The following is a 23,757-nucleotide window of genomic DNA, read 5'->3' on the forward strand; positions in this document are numbered from 1 at the left end:
GAGGAAAGAGAGTGTGGCCATGAGGGAGATCGAGGAGATCGGTGATGTGGAGAAGCGCTACGAAGTGCTGGACATGGTCGGTGACGGCGGTCAGGGCGACCTCTTCCTCGGCCGTGACCGCAGGAGCGGGGAAAGGGTGGCGCTGAAGCTCCAGAAGGCCCGGGACCTCGGCCCCGAGAGCGACTTCTCCTGGGCAGGCAGGAGGCTTCTCGAAGAGGGCTCCCGCATGATGATGCTGACGGGAATTCAGGCGATTCCCGAAATCATCGCCTCCGGGACGCACCGATGGCGCCGATGCCTGGTCATGGAATTCGTCGAAGGACGCCAACTGCAGAACGTTCTCTTGGAGAAACGGCCCGTGAGGCACCCCGAGATCGTCGCGTCCGTCATCGGCCAGCTGTGCGAAATACTGCGGGAAGTGCACGACCGGAACCTGGTGCACTGCGACCTCAAACCCGAGAACGTCATCGTGCAACCGGACGGCCGACTCCGTCTCATCGACATGGGCCACGCGATCATGGCGGGCGAAAAGACATCCTTCGAGCGCGGCACGCGTGGCTGGGCCTCGCCCGAACAGTCCGACGCGTGCCCCTCGGGCCTGACGCGGCGGGCGGACATCTTCGGACTCGGCTGCATCCTGCTGGAGATGGTCGTCATGCGGCTGCCCTACGGCGGACTGGAGGAGCGGGCGGAACCGGGCGGCCCGGTGCTGCCGCCCGACAAACTCGCCGAGCTGCCTCCGGAGTTCGCCTCCCTCGCGCTGTGGATGGTCCGGTGGGAGGCGGAGGAGCGCCCAGCGGATGTCCGTGAGGTGTTCGACCGACTCCGCCGGTACCTGCCCCGACTGGACTCGGGGCGTCCGTCGAGGCGGCTGCGTCCCGACCCGACCGAGTACTACCGCACGCATCCGCCTCGGCTGTGACGGTGATCCCGAGGTCGCCGGCCGGGCGGGTCACCTCAACCCTTCCAGCAACTCCCGGACCTCACGTACGCCTTCGCCGCCCATCAGCTCACGCAGCACGAGGACTCTCTCCAACTCCCTTACCGCTGAGTCGGTTTCACCGGCGGACACCAGGACGTCCGCGAAGAGCATCCGCGTCTTGTCCTCGTTGGGCCAGTTCTCCTGTTCGCGGTAGATGTCGCACGCCTGCCGGTACAGGGAGATGGCCTCGTCCCGTTCAACGCGGGCCAGGTGCACCTTGGCCAGGGTGAACAGCACATCGGCCAGGCCGCTGCGCTCCACCGTGCGCTCCACCACGCCCAAGGCGTCGGCGCATCGACGGAGCGCCTGCGCGTACTCACCCCGGTCGTGGTGAAGCGCGCCGAGGGCGTTCAGGGCGGCGGCCTCCCCGACAGCGTCGGACACCTCCCGGCACAACTCCAGTGCCTGGCACAGCACTTCCTCCGCCCCCGTACGGTCGCCCTGCTTGCGCAGGGTGATCCCGAGCCGGTGCAGCGAACGGGCAAGACTCAGCCGGCCTGCCTCACTGTGGTCCTCCTTGCTGAGCCGGACGGCACGGCGCAGGTGCCCCACGGCCGCGTCATACTCACCGAACCGCCACTGTGTCCCTGCCAGCATCCGGTGGACCATGGCGCAATCGACCGGGGCGGCGACGGATTCGGCGGCGTCGACGGCGTGCAGGAGGTTCCTCCGCGCGTCGCCGAGGAGGTGCCGGCGCCACTGATAGGTGACCAGGGCCATCGAAAGCAGCCATGCGTACCGTTCGATGCCCTGGCCGATGGCCAATCGGATGCCTCGCTGGACGGCGGCGTACTCCTCGTCCACGTACGCCATCGCCTGCCCCGGTTCCGCGGGGTCGGTGACCGTGACCCGTTCGGGCTCGCCGATGGGCAGGGCGCGCTCGCGGTCGAGCACCCGGTCGCAGGCGCGGACGTTGTGCAGCTGGTGTTCCAGCACCTGCCGTACGGTCGCCCGCTCGATCTCCGCCGTCTCTCCGTCCGCCCCCGGCTGCACGTGCCGACGGGCGAAGGCCCGTACGAGGTCGTGCAGCCCGTACCGGTCACCCTGGCGCTCCACCAGGTTTGCCGCCACGAGCTCCATCAAGGCGCGGTCGGTGCGCGCGCCTTCGCCAGCCGCCCTTCCCAGGTCCATCACCGCCTCCCAGGAGGCGGTGGGCCCGGGGTGGACGGCGAGCTGCCACAGCAGCAGCCGGACCTCCGCGCCGAGCACGCGTACGGAGCAGTTCAGCGCTGCGCGGACCGACAGTTCGTGTTCCGGCAAGTGCAGGGTGTCCAGCCTCGCCCGCTCCTCCTCCATGTCCCGCACCAAGGCGGGGAGGGTACGCAGCGGACGCGCACCGCCTTCCAGGAGGCGAGCCACCACGGTGAGCGCCAACGGCAGCCGTCCGCAGAGGCGGACCAGCTCACTGAAAGCCTGTGCGTGCTTCGCCCGGTCCTCGGCCGACACCTTCTCCTGGAGCACCTCCAGGGCATCCGCCTTTTGCAGCGGCTCCATCTTGCGAAACAGCACCTTCCTCTCGGACTGCAGGCGCAACAGGTCGTTGCGGCTGGTGATGATCACAGCGCAGGTGCCGTCGCCGGGGAGCAGCGGCAGCACCTGCTGAGCGTTGAGCGCGTCGTCTAGGACGACGAGTACCGAGCGGTGGGCCAGTGCCGACCGCAGCGCGTTGCTCTTGCTCTCCGATCCGGTCACCGTGGTGTACGGCGGCAACGCGGCCAGGAACCCGTCCAGGACCTCGTCCGGTTCGGCGGGCCGCGCGTCTCCGTCGGCGAACCCATTCAGTCCGGCGTGGAGCACCCCGTCGGGGAACCGCTCCCGAAGCCGACGGGCAAGGTGATTGGCCACCGTGCTCTTCCCGACACCCGCCATGCCACTGATGAGGGCCAGTGCCAGGTTGCCGGCGTCCTGTTCCTCGCACACGGCCTCCACGAGGCCACTGATCAGTTCGTCCTGCCCGACCGGCCTGCGACTGCTGCCGGGCAACTGGTCCGGGACGGGCGGCAGGAGCGTCCCGCCGGACCGGTGGGCGACTCCCCGGACCTGATCGAAGGCGCTCCGCAAGTCGGTGTCCGGCTTTCCGTTGCGCCTCGTCCACTCCTCGATGAGCCGTTCACGTCGGCGCTCCGCCAGGTCGTCGTGGGCGAGCAGGTAGAACCGGAAGACCTGGGGCAGTTCCGGTGCGCGCTCGAACCACTTCTCCGTCTCCTCGCGGAGCCACTTCTCCTCCCTCGATTTGTAGGCGGCGTCCATCCGGGCGTGCACCGCGGCCATCAACTCGGCCCGCAGCGCCTCCCGGCGCAGTTGGAAGCCGCTCTCGGTCAGCCCGCGCAGCGGATCACCGCCGTCCCACTCCTCTAGGGCCGCGCCGAGCAACTCGAACCCCTCCGGATGGTTCAGCCCTTCGGCCCTCGCCACCCGGTCGCGGAAGCGGAGCAGGTCGACGCCGCCCTCCGGCGCGCGGAGCGTGCAGTAACCCGACTTGCCACCATGGGGCACGGCCTCCGGGCCCAGTCGCTTCCGCAGGTCGGAGACAGCACGGTCCACCAGACCGCGGGTGTTCTCCTCGCCCTCCCAAAGAACTTCGGCGATCTCCTTCCTGGTGCATCGGTAGCCCGTTGATGTCGCCAGAAGCGCAAACAGGCCGGCTGCCTTCGAACCTGCGCAGGCCCTTCCGCCGCCGTCCCCTTCGACTCTTACCGGGCCCAGCACATACCCCTCCATCGCCCTTCCCCTCTCCGCACCGGAAGCAGTGGCCCGGGCCCCGCGACGGCGCCCCCTTCATCTGTACGTTGCGATGTGCCGCTTCACACGCACGTACTCCTTCACGCCCCCATGCCTCAGTTTTCCCTCAGTTTCCGCTCCGCGGCCTCCTCCCGCCCCCGGGCACGATGGCACCAGCCGCTCACAGAAAAGCGAGACGGCAGCGTAGTCATCCATCGACCCATCAGGAAGGAACCACAGGCTCTATGAACAACCGTCAGCGAAACCGCCGGGCGAGCCGTCTGCGCCAGTCCCCCGACTGGCCGCCGACCCGGCGCCGGCGGGCGGCCGACCGGACCGAGGGCACCACGCCGGCGACCCCGCGCGCCGAAGCGCCGGACGACTCTCCCTCCGAGACCGCCTGAGTTCCACAGCTCATGGGTGGGTGCCCGATCCCGGGCGGGCACCCACCCACTGCGGCCCCACCCCTCTGAACTACTCGGACCGGCGAGCTCACGGCCCTTTCCGCACTGTCACACGCTCGTGGTCGAAGGCGGCGATTCCCGGTCAACAAGACCGACCTCGGCGGCTCTTCAACCTGTCCAGCACATCGACATCTCCGGTGCCTTCAGCATCTTCGGCACCTTAAGCCCAGAGAAAGGACATTTACTGATGTATCCAGCATCAAGCAGTATGTTCGCCTCGGTGAGGCGGCACTTCGACGACCCCCGGGGCGGCGACTCGATCCTCGTGACCGTTCCCTCAGACATCGAGGGGGCGGAGCCGGTCCGGCTGACCGCTGTCGAGACGCACGAAGCCTTGTACGGGCCGGGCTCCGACCCGCAGTTCGCCGCCGCGGTCTGGAAGGACGTGCTCAGCACCGCGCTGAGTGACCTCGCTCCACACGGCACCGGGAAGCTCCTGGCGATCTGGCTGGCCCTGCCCCGGTTGACCGGGACTGTCCACCGCGTCTGCACGCGCCTGCACGCCGATCGTTCGGACGTGGAGGCCGAGATGATCCTGGCCCTCTTGGAGGAACTGGCGGCTCCGGACGCCGCGAGCCACCTCTCCGACTCGTCCCTGATCCACGCCGCGCGCACCAGGGCGTGGCGCTTCGCCCGCGACGGCCTGCGGGAACTCCCCTCCACTCATGTCGAGCGCATCGCCCAGGATCGCGCGCTCAGCGCGTCCGACGGGGAGACGGACGCTCCGGCCGAGGAGTGCCTGAACGTGCGGGTCGACCGTCCGGACGGCCCCGACGGGCTGCGCGCCCCGCTGCGCTTCCGAGTGCGCCCGGAGCATCTGCGCAGGGGCGCCCTCGCCGACACCGACGACGGGACGAGGGGCCGTTCGACGCACCACACCCCCCGGAAGAACCGACGGTCCGAGCGCCGTGAGGGCACCCGGCCGGTCCGCCCTGCGGGGAGGCGAGCATGAAGGACCCGGCAGAGGGCCGACTCAGTTTCTCCGAGATGTTCGACCTGCCCGTGACAGTGGACCTGCGGACGGCGTGCCGAGCGTTCGGGATCGGTTCGACGACCGCCTACCGGCTGATCCGCGAGGGCGAGTTCCCCTGCTCCATCCGCCGCGTCGGACGCAGGTACAGGATTCCGACCAACGAGCTGATGCGCGCCCTGGGGATCGAGGACCGTCCCCTGTACAGCGTGGACCTGAAACTGGACACGGAGGGCCCTGGAGTCGACCTCTGACCGGGAAGAAGAGGCGGGCTTCGATGCCCCCGCCACCGTGCGGCCCCGTGGTTTACGCCACGGGACCGCACGGCCTTGCTTGTCCACGCCCGCCCCGGTCCGTCCGGTGGTGGCCCTCTGAGTCGCCTGTTCAACCCGAGGTGAGACCTCAGCGCCGGTGTGACACAGATGGGGGAGCAGGCCGATAGGCGTGACACATCGTCAGAAGCAGCGTCAAACATGCGTCGAGATAGCTCGTCGCCGTCCCCACGATGAACAAGCCAGCGAACCCTTCGTTCAGCATGACGTCCACAGAACCGCAGGTCAGAGGCACGCATCTGTCACGTGGCAGGCTTCACGTCATGCACTCCGGGGAACAGGTCAATCCACCGTGCCACACCTGAGAGGCCTAGGAAAACCGCAGGTCAGGCGCCTTCCTTGGCAGGCTCCAAAATCGCCACGCACTCCACATGATGCGTCATCGGAAACAGATCGAACGCCCGAAGCGTCCGCACCCGATACCCGCCCTCCCGGAAGTACCCCAGATCCCGCGCCAGCGCCGCCGGATCGCACGCCACGTACGCGATCCGGCGTGCGCCCAGCGACGCGAGCTGGCGGACCGTCTGCTTGCCCGCGCCCGCGCGGGGCGGGTCCAGGACGATGAGGTCGACCTCGGTGATGCCCGTGCGCGGGAGGACCGATTCGACCTTGCCCTGTTCGATGCGGACGCGGTCGAAGGACGCGAGGTTGTGCCGGGCGTCCTCCACCGCGCGCTTGCTGGACTCGATGCCGAGCACCGCGCCCTTCTCGCCGACGCGGTCGGCCAGTGCGCCGGCGAAGAGGCCGACGCCGCAGTAGAGGTCGAGGGCTGACTCGCCCTTGCGGGGGGTGAGGCCCTGCATGACGGCCAGCATGAGGGTCTCCGCCGCCTTCGGGTGGACCTGCCAGAAACCGCCGCTGCCGACCCGGTACGTGCGGCCGTCGGCGCGTTCGCGGACGAAGGGGCGGCCGTGGACCCGGTGCGTTCCGCCGTCCTTCTCGCCGATTCGCATGACCGAGACCGGCTTGTCCAGCTCGACGATGGGCAGGCGCGCGCCGGGGCGCGGGGCCAGGATCACCTGGCGGTCCTGGGAGCCGCTCGCCGCGATCGCCTCGATCGACGCCATGCCCGACCAGTCCCGCTGCTCGATGCCCAGCTCCGAGACGCCCTCCGCCGCGATCATGCAGTGCTCGATGGGCTCGACCTCGTGGGAGCGGTGGCGGCGCAGGCCCGCGTTGCCGTCGGGGTCTACCGCGTACTGGACGCGGGTGCGCCAGGAGGGGACCTCGCCCGGCGGCAGCTTGTCGCCCTCCGCCGGCATGACCGTGCCGTCCCAGCCCGCTTCCTCGGGGGTCAGGCCCGCGAGCCGCTTGAGCTGTTCGGCGATGACCTCGCCCTTGAGGCGGCGCTGCGCGCCCGGCTTGGCGTGCTGCCAGTCGCAGCCGCCGCAGCGGCCGGGGCCGGCGTAGGGGCAGGGGGCCTCGACCCGGTCCTTGGACGCTGAAAGGATCTGCACCGCGTCGGCGCGGATGAAGCGCGCGCCCTCCTCGCCCTCGGTCACGCGTGCGACGACCTTCTCGCCGGGCAGCGCGTGCCGTACGAAGAGCACCTGGCCCTCGTCCGTACGGGCGATGCAGTGGCCGCCGTGCGCGACGGGGCCGATCTCGACCTCGTACTCCCTGCCGATCAGCGAGACGCTCGCCTCTGAGGCGTCCGCCGACGAGTTCCCCGCCTGCGCTTTCTTCGGTTCTGCCTGCATGGCGGGGTGACTCCACTACGTAAAGTAAAAGGGGAACGGCCGGACTACAGCCCACCAGTCTACGTGGGTGTCGTCCGGCCGCTTGACCAAGAGCAGGAGCTAAGAGCGGGAGCCAAGAGCGGGAGCCAAGAGTGGGAGCCTTGACGGCTCAGGGCTTCTTGCTCGGCTCCTTCGTGCGCCTCGGCTTCTCCACCGGGCCCCGCCGCACCGCACCCGGCGCGTTCCACTCCGAACGCCTGCGGGCGCGCTTCTTCGCGGCCTCGGAGGAGTCCAGCTGGTAGGGGACGGAGGTCACCATGACGCCCGGCGTGAAGAGCAGGCGGCCCTTGAGGCGCAGTGCGCTCTGGTTGTGGAGAAGGTGCTCGTACCAGTGGCCGACCACGTACTCGGGGATGATCACGCTGACGACGTCGCGGGGGCTCTCCCTGCGGAGGTTCTTCACGTACTCGATGATCGGGCGGGTGATCTCGCGGTAGGGGGAGTCGAGGACCTTCAGGGGGACCGTGATGCCGCGGCGCTCCCACTCCTCCTTGAGGGCCTTGGTCTCCGCCGGGTCGACGTTGATGCTGAGCGCCTCCAGCGTGTGGGAGCGCATCAGCTTCGCGTAGGCCAGCGCGCGGAGCGTCGGGCGGTGGATCTTGGAGACGAGGACGATCGAGTGGACCCGGGAGGGGCGCATGCTGTCGTCGTTCGGGGTGTCCGGGGCCGCGATCTCCTCGGCCACACGGTCGTAGTGGCGGCGGATCGCCGTCATCGTCACGTAGAAGATGCACATGCCGAGCAGGGCGACCCACGCGCCGTGCGTGAACTTGGTGACGAGGACGACGACCAGGACGAGGCCCGTGAAGAAGGCGCCGAACGTGTTGATCGCGCGGGAGCGGATCATGTGGCGGCGCTTGTTCTGGTCCTTCTCCTTGGCCAGGTGGCGGTTCCAGTGCCGGACCATGCCGATCTGGCTGAGGGTGAAGGAGACGAAGACGCCGACGATGTAGAGCTGGATGAGGCGGGTCGAGTCCGCGCCGTAGATGACGACGAGGAGCGCGGCCGCGCCGGCGAGCAGCACGATGCCGTTGGAGAACGCGAGGCGGTCGCCGCGGGTGTGCAGCTGGCGCGGCAGGTAGCGGTCCTGCGCCAGGATCGAGCCGAGCAGCGGGAAGCCGTTGTACGCGGTGTTGGCCGCGAGGAAGAGGACCAGCGCGGTGGCGGCGGCCAGGATCATGAAGAGGATGCTGCCGTGGCCGAAGACGGCCTCGGCGACCTGGGAGATCACGGGGTTCTGGACGTAGTCGCTGCCGACGGGGACGCCGTTGTGGATCAGGTCGTGCGCGGGCTTCTCGGCCATGTGGACGTTGGTCGCCATGGCGAGGCCGATGATGCCGCAGAACATGGTGACGGCGAGGCCGCCCATGAGCGCGAGCGTCGTCGCGGCGTTCTTCGACTTCGGCTTCCGGAAGGCCGGGACGCCGTTGCTGATCGCCTCGACGCCGGTGAGCGCCGCACAGCCCGAGGAGAAGGCCCGCAGGAGCAGGAAGATCAGCGCGAAGCCGGCGAGGCCCTGGTGCTCGGGCTTGATCTCGTAGTCGGCGGTGGGCGAGTCCATCGTGTCGCCGAGGACGATGCTCCGGAAGGCGCCCCACGCGATCATGATGAAGACGCCCGCCACGAAGACGTACGTCGGAATGGCGAAGAGCTTCCCCGACTCCTTCACGCCCCGCAGGTTCATCAGGGTGAGGAGGACGATGACGGCCACCGCGCAGAGCACCTTGTGCTCGACCACGAACGGCACCGCGGACCCGAGGTTCTCGATGCCCGAGGAGATCGACACGGCCACGGTCAGGACGTAGTCGACGAGCAGGGCGCTCGCGACGGTGAGGCCGGCTCTCGGGCCGAGATTGGTGTTGGCGACCTCGTAGTCGCCACCACCACTCGGGTACTCGCGGACGTTCTGGCGGTAGGACGCCACGACCGTGAACATCAGCACGACGACCGCGACGGCGATCCACGGGCTGAAGTGGTAGGCCGACACACCCGCGATGGAGAGGACGAGAAGGACCTCTCCCGGCGCGTACGCCACAGACGAGAGCGGGTCGGACGCGAAGACGGGGAGTGCGATGCGCTTCGGCAGGAGCGTTTCTCCGAGCCGGTCACTGCGCAGTGCGCGCCCGATGAGGATCCGTTTGGGCACGTCGGTCAGTTTGGACACGGAGAGGATCGTAAGCGTTCGTACGGGGGTGCGCCCACCCACCACCCCCAACTGCTCCGCTTATCTGCCTTGTGCGATCCTGCGCCCCTCCGGATGCCGGACGGCGTGCGCCGGGGAGTGTTCCGGGGAGTGCTCCGGGGAGTGCTCCGCCGACGCGTCCGTCGCCCCGTCCGCTCCCGCGTCCGCTCCCCCGTCCACTCCCCCGTCCGCCCCCGCTCCGTACCGCTCCGCGACCCGCGCCTCCGCGCGGTGGATCGCGCGGGACGGCCACCACGTGGCGCGGCCGAGCAGGAGGAGCGCGGCGGGCAGGATCATGACGCGGATCACGAACGCGTCGAGCAGGACGGCCACCGCGAGGACGAGGCCCATCTGCTTCATCTCCAGGATGTGCAGCATCACGAAGCTGGCGAAGACGGTGACCATGACGATCGCCGCGCTGGTGACGACCTTCGCGGAGGAGGTGATGCCGTCGATGACCGCCTGACGTGTGGGTACGCCGTTGAGGGCGGCCTCACGGATGCGGCTGACCACGAAGACCTGGTAGTCCATCGAGAGGCCGAAGAGGATCACGAAGAGGAAGAGCGGCACACGCGAGGAGATGCCGCCGAGCGAGATGAAGGAGAGCAGTTCCTCGGCCCATTCGCCCTGGAAGACGAGGACGAGGATGCCGAGCGCCGAGGCGGCGGAGAGCAGGTTGAGGAAGACGCCGAGCAGCCCGAGGACGACCGAGCGGAACACGAAGACCGTCATGACGAAGGTCATCAGGAGCAGGAAGCCGAGGACGAGCGGCAGTTTCTCGTTCTGGTGTCCTACGTAGTCGACGCCGCGCGGCACCTCGCCGGTGACGGCCGTCTCCACGCCGGAGAGCTTGCCGACGGTGGCGGGGAGGTGGTCGTGGCGGAGGTGGTCGAGCGAGTCTTCAGCGTTCTTCGAGTACGTGGGGTGCGGAGCGTTGAGTTCCAGGATGGTGGTCCGACGGTCCTCGGAGGTGCGGAGGAGCGGAGTGCGTGAGGGGTGCGAGAACAGCGGGTCGGCCTGCGCCCTGCGGTCCAGCGCCCCCAGCGCGGTCCGTACGTCGGCGGCCCGGGACGCCTCGGCGCGTACCACGACGAGATGGCGGACGCGCTGTTCCGGGAAGGCCTTGAGCAGCCGGTCGTACCCCTGCATCGCCGGGATCTCCCGGGAGAAGCTGTCCCGCGCCGGGTTCTTCAGGTTCATGTCGAGGGCGGGCAGCGCGAGCCCCAGCATGACGAGGACCGAGAGGCCGAGGGTGAGCGCGGGGCGCTTGCGGGCGGGGGCGAGCAGGGCGCTCCAGACGCGGCCGGGCTTCTTCTCCCCGTACGACCGGACCGGCTTGCCCCGTGCGGCTCGCTTCGCGGCGCGCCGTTCGGTGCGGCGGCCGAGCTTGACGAGGAGCGCGGGCAGCACGGTCACCGAGCTGACCACGGCGACGGCGACGACCAGGATGGTGCCGGTGGCGAGGGAGTCGAAGATGACGTCCCTGGCCAGGAAGAGCGCGGTGGTGGAGACGATCACGGCGAGGCCGGAGACCACGATCGCGCGGCCCGCCGTCGCGGCTGCGGCCTCGACCAGGGCTTCCGAGGTGAGGCGGCCGCCCGCGCGGGCCCGCTCCTCGCGTTCGCGCTTGAGGTAGAAGAGCGTGTAGTCGACGCCGACCGCCATGCCGATCAGCAGGATCATGCTCATCCCGACGCCGGTGTCGGGCAGCAGGTGCGAGGCCACCATCGCCAGGCCCATCGTCGCCATGATCGAGGTGACGGCGAGCAGCAGCGGTACGCCGACCATGACGACCGAGCCGAAGACCAAGGCGAGCGTGATCAGCGTGACCGGCAGCGTGATCGCCTCGGAGAGCTTCAGGTCCTCGTTGCGCTGACCGTCGACCCCCTTGCTCACCGAGGCGTCGCCGGCCTCCTCGATCAGCAGGCCCGGGTGGGCCTTGGCGGCCTTCTCGGTCTGGGCCTGGAGCGGCGGGACCCGGTCCTGGTCGTCCTTTTCGGAGCCGGTCAGTTCGACCGGGACCCGCAGGACGCGTCCGTCGGTGGAGCGCACCGGGGCCTTGACCGAGGCGACCTCGGGCAGGGACTTCATCCGCGCGGTGATGTCCTTGACCGCGGCGTCGGCCGCCGCCTCGTCCAGCGGTCCCGGCTCGTCCTGCGAGCCCGACGCGGAGCGGATCATCACGTGTTCGGTGGAGCGCAGCGGCAGGCCGCCCTCGGCCGCCAGGGTCTCGGCCCGGCCCGCCTCGCCGACGCGGAAGTCCTCCCCGGTCGCGCTGTTCATGCCGGCGGCGATGCCCCCGCCGAGGCAGAGCACCACGAAGAGCAGCCAGCCGATGATCGCCCGCCATGGGTGCAGCGCGCTCCACCGGGCCACGCGCACCGTGGCCGATCGTTTTCTCGTTTTTGTCCCACTTGTTGTCATCCCTGTCCCACCCGTTGCCATGCCTGCTCCACCCCTTGACGCTTCATGTGTAAGTGGAGACTGACAGGTGAAGGAACGAGCCGTCAACTGTCATTGGGACGGTGAGGGGCAGAAGGGCGGCAGATTGACAGCAGATCCCGTCATACGTAAGCCTTCACTGACAGGTTTCGGGACCAGCGCGAAGGCGGGCCATGGACAGCGAGGAACTGCTCGCTTTTCTCGCAGCGGTCGGCCATGCGCAGCGCATCCGGATCATCACCGAGCTCGCACCCGGCCGGCTGTACGTCAGCGAACTGGCCCGGCGGCTCGGGGTGTCCCGCCCCCTGCTCTATATGCACCTCGAACGCATGGAGAAGGCCGGCCTCGTCGTCGGCCATCTGGAGCTCTCCGACGACGGCAAGGCGCTCAAGTACTTCGAACTGGCGCCGTTCGACGTGCAGTTGAACGTGGATACGATCGTCGCGGCCGTCCGGCAGGACCAGTCGGAGCAGACAGGTCAGGCAGCCGAGACGGGCGACGACGGACAGCACTCAGCAAAGGGGACGCCCTAGTGGACGACGTGATCATTCCCGTCGCTTTCTTCCTGATACTCGCCGGCGCGATCGTCGCCGTCGCGTACTTCCAGTCGCAGCGCAACCGCGAGCGCGACCGGCAGTACGCCGAGGCCATGCACGGGTACCGGGAGGCCGTCGAGCGCGCCAGGTCCGAGCAGGAGTCGGCCCGCCTCCAGCTCGTCGAGCTCGGCCACCGGCTCGAGAAGGTCGAGGGGCTGCTGCGCAGCGTGGACTAGCTCTCACCTCCCCGGGGCCCTTTCGCGTCTCCATGGATGGCTGGGCGTCGTGTGAGTACGCGGGTGAGTGCCAGGGCCCGGTTGCGGCTTAAGCTCGTCTCTTGGCAACACCGCACGCTGTTGCCCCGTTGTTGCCGGCAGAGTGAGAGAGAAGAGTGAGCGGGATGTTTTCGCAGGTCAGCGGGATGACCAGGAGTGCGGGGTAAAGGACAGGTGCACATCGTCATCATGGGCTGCGGAAGAGTCGGGTCCGCTCTCGCCCAGAACCTGGAACAACAGGGGCACACCGTCGCCGTCGTCGACCAGGACCCCACGGCCTTCCGCCGTCTGGGCTCCGGGTTCGGCGGCCGCCGCGTCACCGGCGTCGGATTCGACCAGGACACCCTGCGCGAGGCCGGCATCGAGGAGGCGGGTGCCTTCGCCGCCGTCTCCAGCGGCGACAACTCGAACATCATCGCCGCCCGCGTGGCCCGCGAGATGTTCGGCATCGAGAACGTCGCGGCCCGTATCTACGACCCGCGCCGCGCCGAGGTCTACCAGCGCCTCGGCATCCCGACGGTCGCCACGGTCCGCTGGACCGCCGACCAGATGCTGCGCCGGCTGCTGCCCTCCGGTGCCGAGCCGCTCTGGCGCGACCCCACCGGCGGTGTGCAGCTCGCCGAGGTGCACGCGTCGGCGGCGTGGATCGGGCACAAGATCAGCCAGCTCCAGGAGGAGACCGGTGTCCGCGTGGCCTTCCTCACCCGGCTGGGCGAGGCGGTCCTGCCGACCTCGCAGACGGTCCTTCAGGAAGGTGACCTGGTGCACGTCATGATGCGTACCGACCAGGTCGACAAGGTCGAAGCGGCGTTCGCCGAAGGCCCCGAGGAAGGCGGTCACTGATGAGGGTCGCCATTGCCGGAGCCGGCGCGGTGGGCCGTTCCATCGCCGGTGAGCTCCTGGAGAACGGGCACGAGATCCTGCTCATCGACAAGGCGCCGACCGCCATCTCGGTCGAGCGCGTCCCGCAGGCCGAGTGGCTGCTCGCCGACGCCTGCGAGATCACCTCCCTCGACGAGGCGGCGTTGCAGCGCTGCAACGTCGTGATCGCGGCGACCGGCGACGACAAGGTCAACCTCGTCGTCTCGCTGCTCGCCAAGACCGAGTACGGCGTCCCGCGCGTCGTCGCCCGGGTGAACAACCCGAAGAACGAGTGGCTCTTCAACGAGTCCTGGGGCGTCGACGTCGCGGTCTCCACGCCGCGTCTGATGTCCGCGCTCGTCGAGGAGGCGGTGAGCGTCGGCGATCTCGTCCGGCTGCTCCGCTTCAGCCACGGCGACGCGAATCTCGTCGAGCTGACGCTGCCGCCCGAGTCGGCCCTCGCGGGCACGCAGGTCGGCGACGTCCAGTGGCCCGAGGACACCTCGCTGGTCACGATCATCCGCGGTACGCGCGTCCTCGCGCCGACCGCGGACGACTCCCTCGAAGCGGGGGACGAGCTTCTCTTCGTCGCGGCGCAGGCCCGTGAGGAGCAGCTGGAGGATCTGCTGTCGGTGCGGCGGGAGAGCTAGCCCCTGGGCTCTGTACGTGGATGGGGGGCGCCCGGTGATTACCGGGCGCCCCCCATCTCGTACATCTGCTGCTGCGGGTGCGTCGTGGCTGGGCGCGCAGTTCCCCGCGCCCCTGAACCGCCCCTGCGGGGCAGCCTCAGGCGCTCCGGCGCTCCCGCTCGCGCTCCTCCTCCGCCTTCTCCGCCGCTTCCATCTCCGCGAAGACGTCGATCGGCGGCGGGGCCTTCGCGAGGAAGACCCAGGTCAGGTAGACGGCGAGCAGGAAAGGCGGGATCTTCAGGGCGACCAGGACCCAGCCGAACTGCGTGGTGTCCGCCCACCAGTACAGCGGGAAGAGGACCGCGCACTTGGCGAGCAGGATCAGGCCCCACGCCCAACTGGCCTTCGCGTACGCCTTCTTGCGGCCGGGGTTGCGGGTGCGCCAGGAGAGGTTCTCCTTGAAGACCGGGCCGAGGATGAGGCCGATCAGCGGGACGCCCGCGAGGGTCGTGATCATGTACGCCAGGGCGAGGCCCAGGGTGTAGAGCATGCCCGGCAGGTAGAAGTCCTTGGCGTTGCCGGTCATCATCGCGAAGACCACACCGAAGGCGACACCGAAGACACCGCTGAAGGCGTGCTTGACGGTGTCCTTCATGACGAGGCGGACCACGACGAGCACCAGGGACACCGCGAGGGCCGCGATGGCCGACATGTGCAGGTCCTTGTTGATCGTGAAGATGGTCACGAAGAGCAGGCCGGGAACGACCGTCTCCACCATGCCCCGCACGCCGCCGAAGGCTTCGAAGAGCGCTGCCTCGGTCACGGCCCTGGAATCGGCGTCCTGATCGGCCTGATCGGCGCTCCCGTGGTCCGTCGGCTTGTCGAGGGACGTCACCGGTTACTCCCGTCCGAGGGGTCTGAGTTCGTACTTCGGGTTGAAGAGCACCCGGCGGCCCCGGCTCTCCGAGATCCGGCCGGACGCGATCAGCCTGCGCCCCGGTTCGATTCCCACGATGGAGCGCCTGCCGAGCCACACCACGTCCAGCGCCGCCGAGCCGTCGAACAGCTCGGCCTCCAGGGCGGGAACCCCGGCGCGTGGCCGCAGAGTGACCGTGCGCAAGGTACCAGTAACGGTGACGATCTGGCGGTCGCGGCAGTCACCGATGCGGACGCAGCCCGCCGTCTCGGCGTCCTCGCGCAGCTCCTCCGACTCCAGATCCTCCTGGGAGGAGGAGAGCCGGTCGAGCATGCGCCGGAAACGGCCCGCCGGCTTGTCGGAACCAGAAACAGCACTCATACAAGAAGCGTACCGGGGGGCGGCGACACTGGGTAAAGGGGTGCGCTCATCTGTGCTTCTGTCCGCTCAATACCCGCTCCAGGACCCACTGAAGCGAGCGTTCCGGCGCCTGATCCGGTCACTTTTCGAACCGGTATCCCATTCCCGGCTCCGTGATGAAGTGCCGCGGGTGCGCCGGGTCCGTCTCCAGCTTCCGGCGCAGCTGTGCCATGTAGACGCGCAGGTAGTTCGTCTCCGTACCGTACGAAGGACCCCACACCTCCTGGAGCAGCTGCTTCTGGCTGACCAGGCGGCCGGTGTTGCGCACCAGGACCTCCAGGAGGTGCCACTCCGTGGGGGTGAGGCGTACGTCGCGTCCGCCGCGGTTGACCTTCTTCGCGGCCAGGTCCACGGAGAAGTCGCCGGTGTCGACCAGCACGTCGCCGTCGCCCGCCCCGGTGGGCTCCGCCCTGCGGACGGCGGCGCGCAGCCGGGCGAGGAGTTCGTCCATGCCGAAGGGCTTGGTCACGTAGTCGTCGGCGCCCGCGTCCAGCGCCTCGACCTTCTCGTCCGAGCTGTGCCGGGCGGAGAGGACCAGGATCGGGACGCGCGTCCAGCCGCGCAGGCCCCTGATGACCTCCACGCCGTCCATGTCGGGCAGACCGAGGTCGAGCACGATCACGTCGGGGTGGCGGGCCGCGGCGACCTGCAGCGCCGTGGCACCGTCGGGCGCGGAGTCCACCTCGTACTTGCGCGCCTTCAGGTTGATCACGAGGGCGCGTACGATCTGCGGCTCGTCGTCGACCACGAGCACCCGGGTCATGCGTACCTGCCTTTCCGGCTTCTGGTTCTTGAGCACGGCTTGTGTTCTGGGTCCGGGTTCCGGTTCCGGGTCACGAGGTGGCCTGGGACGAAAGCTCGGGGCGGACCGGCGTCCTGCCGGCGGCCGCCCGCAGGGTGAGGACCATGGTGAGGCCGCCGCCGGGGGTGTCCTCGGCGGCGAGGGTGCCGCCCATGGCCTCGACGAAGCCGCGGGCGACGGCGAGGCCGAGGCCCACACCGGCACCCCGTGGAGCGTCACCGTAGCGCTGGAAGGGCGCGAAGATGCGGTCCTTGGCGCTGTCGGGGACACCGGGGCCCCGGTCCACGACACGGATCTCGACGCGCTCGCCCAGGGCGCTGGCGGAGACCTTGACGGGTTCGCCCTCGGCGGCGTACTTCACGGCGTTCTCGACGATGTTGGCGACCGCCCGCTCCAGGAGGCCCTTGTCGACGGCGACCATGGGCAGCGTCTCGGGGATGTCCAGCTCCGCGCTGCCGTCTGGTACGCCGCCGAGGGCCATGGGGACGACCTCGTCGAGGTCGATCTCACGGATCAGGGGGGTGACGGTGCCGGTCTGCAGCCGCGACATGTCGAGGAGGTTGCCGACGAGGTGTTCGAGCCGGTCGGCGCCCTCCTCGATGCCTTCCAGAAGCTCGGCCTCGTCCTCCTCGGACCACTCCACGTCGTCGGAGCGCAGCGAGGACACGGCCGCCTTGATGCCCGCGAGCGGCGTGCGCAGGTCGTGGCTGACGGCGGCGAGCAGGGCGGTGCGGATGCGGTTGCCCTCGGCGAGGGTGCGGGCCTGGTGGGCCTCGGACTGCAGACGCTGGCGGTCCAGGACGACGGCGGCCTGCGCGGCGAACGCGGCGAGGACGCGGCGGTCCGCGGCGGGCAGCACCCGGCCCGAGAGGGCGAGCGCCATGTGGTCGCCGACGGGCATGTCGACGTCGGCGTCCTCGGGGCGTTCCAGCGGGCGGCCCTCGCCGACCCTGCCCGCACACGTCCAGGGGTCGGTGTCGCCCGCGCGTTCCAGGAGGGACACGGACTCCATGGCGAAGGTCTCGCGGACCCGCTCCAGGAGGGCCTCCAGGCTGGTCTCGCCGCGCAGGACGCTGCCGGCGAGGAAGGAGAGTATCTCCGCCTCGGCCCGCAGCCGGGCGGCCTGGTGGGTGCGCCGGGCGGCGAGGTCCACCACGGAGGCCACCGACACGGCGACGCCCACGAACACCGCGATCGCCACGATGTTCTTGTTGTTGGAGACCGTCCACAGGTGCAGCGGCGGCGTGAAGTAGTAGTTGAGGAGCAGCGAACCGACGGCCGCCGACGCGAGCGCCGGGAACAGCCCGCCCACCAGCGCGGCGGCGACCGTGAGTGTCAGGAACAGCAGCATGTCGTTGGCGAGACCGAGATCGGCGTCGACATGGGTGAGCAGCAGCGTCAGGAGCACGGGGCCCGCGACGCCGACCAGCCAGCCCCAGATGACGCGGGACCGGCCGAGGCGGGCCCCGCGGGCGACGGGCAGGCCGCGCCCCTTGGCGACCTCGCCGTGCGTGACGATGTGCACGTCCAGGTCGGGCCCCGACTCGCGGGCCACGGTCGCGCCGACGCCGGGGCCGAAGATGTACTGCCAGGTCTTGCGGCGGGAGGAGCCGAGGACGATCTGGGTGGCGTTGACGCCGCGCGCGAAGTCGAGGAGCGCGGCCGGTATGTCGTCGCCTATGACGTGGTGGAAGGTGCCGCCGAGGTCTTCGACGAGGGTGCGCTGGACGGCGAGTTCCTTGGGGGACGCGCCCGTCAGGCCGTCGCTGCGGGCTATGTAGACGGCGAGGATCTCGCTGCCCGAGCCCTTGGCGGCCATCCGGGACGCGCGCCGGATCAGCGTGCGGCCCTCGGGTCCGCCGGTCAGGCCGACGACGATGCGCTCGCGGGCCTGCCAGGTGGAGCGGATGTTGTGCTCGCCGCGGTACTGCTGGAGGTATTCGTCGACGCGGTCGGCGACCCAGAGGAGGGCGAGCTCGCGCAGCGCCGTGAGGTTGCCGGGCCTGAAGTAGTTGGAGAGGGACGCGTCGATGCGGTCGGACTTGTAGATGTTGCCGTGCGCCATGCGGCGGCGCAGCGCCTGTGGCGACATGTCGACCAGTTCGATCTGGTCGGCGCGGCGCACCACCTCGTCCGGCACGGTCTCCTTCTGGCGCACGCCGGTGATCGACTCGACGACGTCGCCGAGCGACTCCAGGTGCTGGATGTTGACCGTCGAGACGACGTCGACGCCGGCCGCGAGGAGTTCCTCGACGTCCTGCCAGCGCTTGGCGTTGCGGGAGCCGGGGACGTTCGTGTGGGCGAGTTCGTCGACGAGGGCGACGGCGGGGGCGCGCTCCAGGACCGCGTCTACATCCATCTCGGTGAACGCCGTGCCGCGGTACTCCAGGTCCTTGCGGGGCACCTGTTCCAGACCGTGCAGCATCACCTCGGTGCGCGGCCGGTCGTGGTGCTCCACGAAGGCGACCACGCAGTCGGTGCCGCGCTCGATGCGGCGGTGGGCCTCGGAGAGCATCGCGTACGTCTTGCCGACGCCCGGTGCCGCACCGAGGTAGATCCGAAGCTTGCCGCGTGCCATGGCCTCATTGTCTTCCCGAAACTGCTGTGTACGCAGCGTCGACCTTACGGCCAACAAATCCGGCATTACGGATGAGGGGGTACGGGGGTGCTGTCCTTGACACAACCCTGATGGGTCGGCCCCGCCGGGCCGGTCGGCGGTCGGTCGGTGACCGGTCAGTGATCAGTCACTGATCAGTCATTGATCAGTCGGTGATCAGTCGGTGATCAGTCGGTGATCAGTCATTGGTCAGTCATTGCGCGACGATCTCCCCGTCGCGCAGTTCGAGGACCCGGTCGGCCAGATCGAGCAGCGTCGCGTCGTGCGTGGCCACCAGGGCGGTGACGCCCTCGCCGCGCACGACCGCGCGCAGCAGCTCCATCACGGCGAGCCCCGTCTCCGCGTCGAGCTGTCCGGTCGGCTCGTCGGCGATCAGCAGGGCGGGCCTGTTGGCGAGGGCACGGGCGATGGCGACGCGCTGCTGCTGTCCTCCGGAGAGCTCGCCGGGCCGCTGCTTCGCGTGGTCGGCGAGGCCGACGAGTGCGAGGAGGAGGGCGACACGCTCCTCACGCGCGCGGGGGTCGGTCCTGCGGAGCCGCAGGGGGACGCCGACGTTCTCGGCGGCGGTGAGGATGGGGATGAGCCCGAAGGACTGGAAGATGAAGCCGAGCCGGTCCCTGCGCAGCTCCAGGAGGCCGCTCTCGCCGAGGCCCGCGAGCTCCACACCGTCCACGGTGATCTTCCCGTGGTCCGGGGTGTCCAGCCCGCCTACGAGGTTGAGCAGGGTCGTCTTGCCGGACCCGGAGCGACCCTTCAGGGCGACGAGCTCACCGCGCGGCACGGTGAGGGAGACGCCGCGCAGGGCGTGCACGGCCGCGGCGCCGGTGCCGTACGTGCGGTGGAGGTCCTCGACGACGACCATGTCTTCCGCGACCACTGCCACCGTCCCCCCTCCCCGTACGCCCCCGTACGCCCCCGGGTGTGCTGGGCCGGGCGCCAGTATCGCCAGCGGGGCCCTGCCCGACAAGGCCGGAACCCCGGTTTCGGGGCTCTTGTTCCAGGGCTCTTGTCCTAGGGCTCTTCTTCAGTAGTACGAGGCGTGTCCGGCCACAGTCCGACGTGATCGGGCTCCGCCGTCAGCCGTACCCGGCCCCGCAGTCCGTAGCGCTCCACATACTCCCCCGGCAGTTGCAGCCGCCCCGCCCGGTCCAGGACCGTGAACTCCTCGCCCGTGCCGCCGCCCTGTCCGCGCAGGGTCTCCGTCGACGTACGTCCGTCGCGGATGTGCACGGTGCGGCGGACCTGTCCGGATACAAGAGGGTCGTGGGTGACGACAAGGACGGTCGAGCCGAGCTCCTCATTCGCACGGCGCAGGGCGGCGAAGACGTCCTCTCCGGAGACGGTGTCCAGCTCGCCGGTCGGCTCGTCGGCGAGCAGCACGCGCGGAGAGTTGGCGGTGGCGACGGCGACCGCCACGCGCTGCTGCTCGCCGCCGGAGAGCTCGGCGGGCCGCCGGTCGCGGCAGTGGGCGACGCCGAGCACGCCGAGCAGTTCGGCGGCCCTCTCCCGGCGCGTGCGGCGCGGCACGCGCACGTACTTCATCGGCAGCGCCACGTTCTCCAGTGCGGTCAGATAGGGCAGCAGGTTGCGGCCGGCCTGCTGCCAGACGAAGCCCACGGTGCTTCTGCGGTAGCCGAGGCGTTCCCGGCGGCCCATCGCGAGCAGGTCGTGGCCCGCGACCTTCGCGCGGCCCGCGGTGGGCAGATCGAGCCCGGAGAGGATCGACAGGAGCGTGGACTTGCCCGAGCCCGAGGCGCCGACCAGAGCCACGCACTCGCCCTCCGCGACGACCAGGTCCAGGCCCTGGAGGGCCTGCACCTCGACCTCCTCCGTGCGGTAGACGCGGACGAGGTTGTCGCAGACGACCAGCCCCTCGTCGTCCGCGGTGCGCCCCGCGGCGCGAGCCCGCGCCTCCAGCTCGGCCAGCTCGGTCATCGGCTCTCCTGGTCAGTCATCGGCTCTCCCGAGTCGCAGGGCGGCGCCGAGCCCCCGGCGCCGCCCGAGCCACGTCTCCACGCCCACCGCCGCGGCGACCAGGAGACAGAGTCCCGCGCCGAGGGCCGCGGTGAACAGCACGTCGACATGCCGGTCGGGCGCGGTGGGCCCGCCGGTGAACTCCCGCAGATCCAGGGCGGGTCCGAGCAGCGACGGCAGTACGAGGCCGAGTGCGACGCCGCCCGTGACGGCCGCGAGCGCCAGGGGCAGAAGCTGCAACAGGTGCAGCGCGGCCGCGGGACGGCCGCCGAGCCCGAGGGTGCGCAGACAGGCGGTCGTACGCCCGCGCGCGGGCGCGGAAAGGAGCAGGTCGAGGACGAGGGCCAGGAGCGCGAGGAGCACGGCGAGGGCGGTGCAGACGGTGTGCGCCGCGGTCACGGCGGCGATCAGCCTGTCATCGTCGGCCTCCGCCTGTTCCTCCGCGCGGATGCGTAGCTCGCCGCCGGTCGCCCCGGGAGCGGCACGCGGTACGAGGGAACGCAGCGCCTCGGTGTCCATCCGTGCGCCGTACAGCAGGAGCGCGGACTCCTCGAACTCGGACGCGTCGAAGGCTCGCAGATCTCTGTTGTCGGCGAGGAGCAGGTGCTGACGGGACTCGGTGGCGCCGCGCACGGGCCCAAGAGCGGCGTCCCGCTCGACTCCCTCGGGCAGTGGTCCGACGACCCTCAGCCGCGTCTCCTTGCCGTGCCGGATGAACGTGAGCAGGTCCCCGGTGCGGCCCTCCGAGGCGAGCACCCGGATGTCCCGGCCGCCTCCGCCCCGGGTGAGCCCCGCCGCTTCCAGTGCCCGGGCGGCGGCCGAACCCCCCGCCGCCTCGCGGAGCTCCGCCCCGTCCACCCCGACCAGGCCGGCAATCCCGTACCGTCCCCCGTCCGTCCCGCTCACCGGATCGACCCGCAGCTGCCGCACCGCCACCGTTTCCCGCACGCCACGCGCGCGTGCCAGCCGCTCCGCTGTCCCCGGGTCGCGCCCGGCGCCCAGGAAGGAGGCGTCGGCGCCCACCTGCCAGGCCGCCGCGGCCTGCCGCCCCTCCACCAGCGTCCCGGAGACGAGCCCTCCGAAGACGGCGCCGGCGAGCGTCACCACCAGGACGAGCAGCGCGAGTCCGCGCGCCGGCGCCTCCTTGGCGGCGCGGGACAGCGCGACGAGGACCACGGTGCCCCGGCCGCGCGCCGACCACCGCGCCACCGCGCGCACCGGCCAGGGGTAACACCGCACGAGGACGGCGACCGTGACGAGCCCCAGCAGCACGGGCACCGCGGCGAGCAGCGGGTCCGGCCCCGACTCCCCCTCCGTGCCCCGTGCCCGCAGCGCGAGGACCCCGCTCACGGCGAGCAGCAGCACCAGCGCCTCCGCCACGATCCGGCGCCCGGCGCCACGCGATGCCCTCTCCCCCTCTCGCGGCACCACCCGGTCCCGCACCGCGAACCACGTGAGGGCGGGCAGCAGCAGCCAGCAGAGAAGGGCGACGACCAGCCCTTCGCCGTACGCGGGTGAGCTCGGCGAACTTCCCCGCACCGTCGCCGCGGCCGCGCACCCCGCGCCGAAGCCGAGCACCGCGGCGGGCGCGCCGTCCGCCGCGCGGGTCAGGGCGAGCCCGGCGGCCGACGCCCCGCGCGCCCGCAGGAGCCGGTCGGCGTCGAGCCGTCGCCGCACCACCAGCAGCGCGGTCACGACGACGGCGGCGAACCCCACGCCGAGCAACGTGGCCAGCGCGAACGACATCACGACGCTCGCCTGCCGCCACTGGTCCCGGAACTCCTCGAAGGTGTCGGTCAGTTCGGTGTCGCTCTCCAGCTCGGTGGCGGCATGCGTTCCGAGGACGCACCACTTTCCGCCGTACGTCTCGATGTCGCAGAAGGCGTCCTTGGCCGCGGGTGGGTAGCGGGCCATGAGCCGCTGGAACTCCCGCGCCCCGCGCTCCCCCACGAAGCGGGCCGCCGCCTCCTCCTCAAGGTGCAGCCGCATGTTCCACTCGACGGTGAGCTCGGCGTTCGACTGGTTCTGCAGGATCTCGGCGCCACGGGGTGCGATGAGCGCGCCGACGTCCGGGGTGGCGCGCGCCACGCCTGTGCCGGGCAACGGGCGGGCCAGCAGGGGCCGCTCGCTCCACAGCCGCGCGGTCCCGTCCTCTCCATCACTCTCGCCGCCCGTCGCCCGGTAGACACCGACGACCTGCCCGACCGCGTGGACGTTCTCCAGAGCGCCGCCCTGTAGTCCGATCCGCTGCCCGACGCGCAGCCGCAGCTCGGCGCGGGTCCGCTCGGACACGGCGAGCTCCACGACCTGTCCCCGCTCGCGGGGTGCCCGCCCGGCGACGTACGCGCGCCGGCCCGGGGCGTCGGACGCGTACACCAGGGACAGCGAGACGCCGCCCGCCACGTCCCCTCGCACGGTGGGCAGTTCGATCCGGGTCGCATCATGTGCGAGGGCGCCGCGCAGTGCGGCCGGAGCGGCGTTCTCCAGGGTGGTCGCGTACCGCGCGAGGTCGGCCCCGAGGTCGCTCTCCTCGCCGGGGCGGGGCTGCTCCGGATCGATCCGCGCGCTGTGCACCACACCGGGCGCCGCGCGCTGCACCTGCTCGAAGCGGCCCGCCAACGCGTCCCCGCCGAGCCGCCCGAGCAGCCCGGGACCGGCGGCGGCGACGGCCACGAGCACGCCGATCAACACCCCGAGCCCCACCATCAGCGGCACACCCCGCCACCCTTCACACCTCACAACCACCCCCACGCCCCGCCACGAACACCGACGCCCCCACCTCGGCCCCCGCCACGAACACCGACGCCCCCACCTCGGCCCCCGCCCCGACACCCCTCACACCCCACAGCCGACTCCCCGACCACACCGGTCGAAAGCACTGCCGCCCTCGCCCCC

The 23,757-nt window shown here is 70.5% G+C and carries 19 protein-coding genes; 8 read left to right on the forward strand and 11 right to left on the reverse strand.

The features are described 5' to 3' along the window. Positions 1-19 precede the first annotated feature (19 nt). The gene (locus AB0N81_RS01990) at positions 20-922 is read left to right on the forward strand and encodes a serine/threonine-protein kinase (protein WP_365354748.1); all 903 of its coding nucleotides are present in this window, start codon (positions 20-22) and stop codon (positions 920-922) included. 30 nt (positions 923-952) lie between these two features. Here the strand turns inward: AB0N81_RS01990 and AB0N81_RS01995 are convergent, their stop codons facing one another. After that, positions 953-3,526 carry a tetratricopeptide repeat protein gene (locus tag AB0N81_RS01995; protein WP_365354750.1) on the reverse strand — a complete coding sequence of 858 codons (2,574 nt, stop codon included), beginning with the start codon at positions 3,524-3,526 and terminating at the stop codon, positions 953-955. A 422-nt stretch (positions 3,527-3,948) separates the two neighbouring features. Here AB0N81_RS01995 and AB0N81_RS02000 point away from each other — a divergent pair, with 422 nt between their 5' ends. The 3 genes from AB0N81_RS02000 to AB0N81_RS02010 all read left to right on the forward strand — a co-directional run bounded on the left by AB0N81_RS02000 (position 3,949) and on the right by AB0N81_RS02010 (position 5,391). Then, positions 3,949-4,107: a hypothetical protein gene (locus AB0N81_RS02000; protein ID WP_362446361.1), complete on the forward strand. Its 159-nt coding sequence runs from the start codon at positions 3,949-3,951 to the stop codon at positions 4,105-4,107. A 268-nt stretch (positions 4,108-4,375) separates the two neighbouring features. Beyond that, complete coding sequence (locus tag AB0N81_RS02005; protein ID WP_365354751.1) at positions 4,376-5,119, forward strand: hypothetical protein; 744 nt, start codon at positions 4,376-4,378, stop codon at positions 5,117-5,119. Beyond that, a complete protein-coding gene (locus AB0N81_RS02010; protein ID WP_365354753.1) occupies positions 5,116-5,391 on the forward strand; it encodes a helix-turn-helix domain-containing protein in 276 nt (91 codons plus the stop codon). The genes AB0N81_RS02005 and AB0N81_RS02010 overlap by 4 nt, the downstream gene beginning before the upstream one ends. Positions 5,392-5,795: 404 nt before the next feature. Here AB0N81_RS02010 and AB0N81_RS02015 read toward each other — a convergent pair whose 3' ends face one another. The 3 genes from AB0N81_RS02015 to AB0N81_RS02025 all read right to left on the reverse strand — a co-directional run bounded on the left by AB0N81_RS02015 (position 5,796) and on the right by AB0N81_RS02025 (position 11,814). After that, positions 5,796-7,169: a class I SAM-dependent RNA methyltransferase gene (locus tag AB0N81_RS02015; protein ID WP_365354754.1), complete on the reverse strand. Its 1,374-nt coding sequence runs from the start codon at positions 7,167-7,169 to the stop codon at positions 5,796-5,798. Positions 7,170-7,317: 148 nt separating this feature from the next. Continuing rightward, the gene (locus AB0N81_RS02020; RefSeq protein WP_365354756.1) at positions 7,318-9,372 is read right to left on the reverse strand and encodes an APC family permease; all 2,055 of its coding nucleotides are present in this window, start codon (positions 9,370-9,372) and stop codon (positions 7,318-7,320) included. Between the two features lie 60 nt (positions 9,373-9,432). Further along, positions 9,433-11,814 carry an MMPL family transporter gene (locus AB0N81_RS02025; RefSeq protein ID WP_365354757.1) on the reverse strand — a complete coding sequence of 794 codons (2,382 nt, stop codon included), beginning with the start codon at positions 11,812-11,814 and terminating at the stop codon, positions 9,433-9,435. Between the two features lie 191 nt (positions 11,815-12,005). Between AB0N81_RS02025 and AB0N81_RS02030 the strand changes: the two genes are divergently transcribed. The 4 genes from AB0N81_RS02030 (at position 12,006) to AB0N81_RS02045 (ending at position 14,154) form a co-directional block, all read left to right on the forward strand. Then, on the forward strand, positions 12,006-12,365 hold the full coding sequence (locus tag AB0N81_RS02030) for a winged helix-turn-helix domain-containing protein (RefSeq protein WP_365354759.1): 360 nt from the start codon (positions 12,006-12,008) through the stop codon (positions 12,363-12,365). Further along, positions 12,365-12,604, forward strand: a complete 240-nt coding sequence (locus AB0N81_RS02035; protein ID WP_365354761.1) for a hypothetical protein — start codon at positions 12,365-12,367, stop codon at positions 12,602-12,604. The genes AB0N81_RS02030 and AB0N81_RS02035 overlap by 1 nt, the downstream gene beginning before the upstream one ends. Positions 12,605-12,817: 213 nt before the next feature. After that, entirely contained in the window at positions 12,818-13,486 is a 669-nt protein-coding gene (locus tag AB0N81_RS02040) for a TrkA family potassium uptake protein (protein ID WP_356249822.1), read from the forward strand. Then, entirely contained in the window at positions 13,486-14,154 is a 669-nt protein-coding gene (locus AB0N81_RS02045) for a TrkA family potassium uptake protein (protein ID WP_362992296.1), read from the forward strand. The genes AB0N81_RS02040 and AB0N81_RS02045 overlap by 1 nt, the downstream gene beginning before the upstream one ends. Before the next feature lie 136 nt (positions 14,155-14,290). Here AB0N81_RS02045 and AB0N81_RS02050 read toward each other — a convergent pair whose 3' ends face one another. The 7 genes from AB0N81_RS02050 to AB0N81_RS02080 all read right to left on the reverse strand — a co-directional run bounded on the left by AB0N81_RS02050 (position 14,291) and on the right by AB0N81_RS02080 (position 23,577). Then, the gene (locus AB0N81_RS02050) at positions 14,291-15,028 is read right to left on the reverse strand and encodes a DUF3159 domain-containing protein (protein WP_365354763.1); all 738 of its coding nucleotides are present in this window, start codon (positions 15,026-15,028) and stop codon (positions 14,291-14,293) included. A 3-nt stretch (positions 15,029-15,031) separates the two neighbouring features. After that, the gene (locus tag AB0N81_RS02055) at positions 15,032-15,430 is read right to left on the reverse strand and encodes an OB-fold nucleic acid binding domain-containing protein (protein ID WP_150173151.1); all 399 of its coding nucleotides are present in this window, start codon (positions 15,428-15,430) and stop codon (positions 15,032-15,034) included. A gap of 118 nt (positions 15,431-15,548) precedes the next feature. Continuing rightward, positions 15,549-16,232: a response regulator gene (locus AB0N81_RS02060; protein ID WP_365354849.1), complete on the reverse strand. Its 684-nt coding sequence runs from the start codon at positions 16,230-16,232 to the stop codon at positions 15,549-15,551. A gap of 70 nt (positions 16,233-16,302) precedes the next feature. Beyond that, the gene (locus AB0N81_RS02065) at positions 16,303-18,849 is read right to left on the reverse strand and encodes a sensor histidine kinase KdpD (protein WP_365354765.1); all 2,547 of its coding nucleotides are present in this window, start codon (positions 18,847-18,849) and stop codon (positions 16,303-16,305) included. A 232-nt stretch (positions 18,850-19,081) separates the two neighbouring features. Continuing rightward, entirely contained in the window at positions 19,082-19,750 is a 669-nt protein-coding gene (locus AB0N81_RS02070; RefSeq protein ID WP_365354851.1) for an ABC transporter ATP-binding protein, read from the reverse strand. Between the two features lie 149 nt (positions 19,751-19,899). After that, positions 19,900-20,823, reverse strand: coding sequence for an ABC transporter ATP-binding protein (locus tag AB0N81_RS02075; RefSeq protein WP_365354766.1), 924 nt, complete (start codon positions 20,821-20,823; stop codon positions 19,900-19,902). 12 nt (positions 20,824-20,835) lie between these two features. Further along, complete coding sequence (locus tag AB0N81_RS02080; protein WP_365354768.1) at positions 20,836-23,577, reverse strand: hypothetical protein; 2,742 nt, start codon at positions 23,575-23,577, stop codon at positions 20,836-20,838. Positions 23,578-23,757: the final 180 nt, after the last annotated feature.

The organism is Streptomyces sp. NPDC093510, from assembly GCF_040683555.1.
Classification (GTDB): Bacteria; Actinomycetota; Actinomycetes; order Streptomycetales; family Streptomycetaceae; genus Streptomyces.

Coding starts and splice junctions, on each gene's coding strand:
- AB0N81_RS02045 (WP_362992296.1), top strand. CDS start 13,486: ATGAGGGTCGCCATTGCCGGAGCCGGCGCGGTGGGCCGTTCCATCGCC.
- AB0N81_RS01990 (WP_365354748.1), top strand. CDS start 20: ATGAGGGAGATCGAGGAGATCGGTGATGTGGAGAAGCGCTACGAAGTG.
- AB0N81_RS02065 (WP_365354765.1), bottom strand. CDS start 18,849: ATGGCACGCGGCAAGCTTCGGATCTACCTCGGTGCGGCACCGGGCGTC.
- AB0N81_RS02005 (WP_365354751.1), top strand. CDS start 4,376: ATGTTCGCCTCGGTGAGGCGGCACTTCGACGACCCCCGGGGCGGCGAC.
- AB0N81_RS02025 (WP_365354757.1), bottom strand. CDS start 11,814: ATGACAACAAGTGGGACAAAAACGAGAAAACGATCGGCCACGGTGCGC.
- AB0N81_RS02010 (WP_365354753.1), top strand. CDS start 5,116: ATGAAGGACCCGGCAGAGGGCCGACTCAGTTTCTCCGAGATGTTCGAC.
- AB0N81_RS02075 (WP_365354766.1), bottom strand. CDS start 20,823: ATGACCGAGCTGGCCGAGCTGGAGGCGCGGGCTCGCGCCGCGGGGCGC.
- AB0N81_RS02070 (WP_365354851.1), bottom strand. CDS start 19,750: ATGGTCGTCGTCGAGGACCTCCACCGCACGTACGGCACCGGCGCCGCG.
- AB0N81_RS02030 (WP_365354759.1), top strand. CDS start 12,006: ATGGACAGCGAGGAACTGCTCGCTTTTCTCGCAGCGGTCGGCCATGCG.
- AB0N81_RS02015 (WP_365354754.1), bottom strand. CDS start 7,169: ATGCAGGCAGAACCGAAGAAAGCGCAGGCGGGGAACTCGTCGGCGGAC.
- AB0N81_RS02055 (WP_150173151.1), bottom strand. CDS start 15,430: ATGAGTGCTGTTTCTGGTTCCGACAAGCCGGCGGGCCGTTTCCGGCGC.
- AB0N81_RS02060 (WP_365354849.1), bottom strand. CDS start 16,232: ATGACCCGGGTGCTCGTGGTCGACGACGAGCCGCAGATCGTACGCGCC.
- AB0N81_RS02000 (WP_362446361.1), top strand. CDS start 3,949: ATGAACAACCGTCAGCGAAACCGCCGGGCGAGCCGTCTGCGCCAGTCC.